General features: G+C 46.8%; 1 protein-coding gene. It reads left to right on the plus strand.

What is annotated here, in order from left to right:
- Positions 1 to 234 precede the first annotated feature (234 nt).
- The coding region (locus tag ACT3QP_RS15005) for an IS3 family transposase (protein ID WP_444526057.1) at positions 235 to 611 on the plus strand (377 nt) is incomplete at its 3' end.

A 611-nucleotide genomic window follows, 5' to 3' on the forward strand; every position in this document is an offset into this window, starting at 1 on the left:
CCGTCAAGAAATGAGTGGCCAAGTGCCTAAAGTCGGCAACGCTTTAACGGATGAACAGCGCGAGCTTCAAGAATTGCGTAAGCAGGTTAAGCGGCTGACTATGGAGCGCGACATATTAAAAAAGGCTTCTGCTCTGCTGGCCTTGGACAGCCTGAACGGCTATCGCTGATAAGCAAGCTTGCAGAGCAAGACAAACGGGCCAGTAAAAGCCTTTTATGCAAGTTGTTTGGGGTATTGAGGAGCAGTTACTACTATGGACTAAAGCCCAAGCCCATCAGCCTTGAAGCCGTCAAAACTAAAGCATTAGTCCGCCAAATATTTAACGACTCAAAGCGCTCAGCAGGCGCTCGCAGCATTGCCGCTATACTAATGAATGAACACGGCATCAAGCTGACCCGTTATATGGTAGGTAAACTTATGAGCAGCATGGGGCTTAAAAGCTGTCAGTTAAAGACGCATAAATACAAGCACTGTGATGAAGAACACAAAGCTCATGACAACATACTGAACCGTAACTTTAGCCCCACATCGCCCAATCATGTCTGGACAGGTGATGTCACTTATGTTCGCATTAAAGGCGGCTGGTGCTACCTAGCTATCGTTTTAGATTT

This window comes from Psychrobacter sp. AOP7-B1-24 (genome assembly GCF_052376215.1).
Taxonomy (GTDB): Bacteria; Pseudomonadota; Gammaproteobacteria; order Pseudomonadales; family Moraxellaceae; genus Psychrobacter.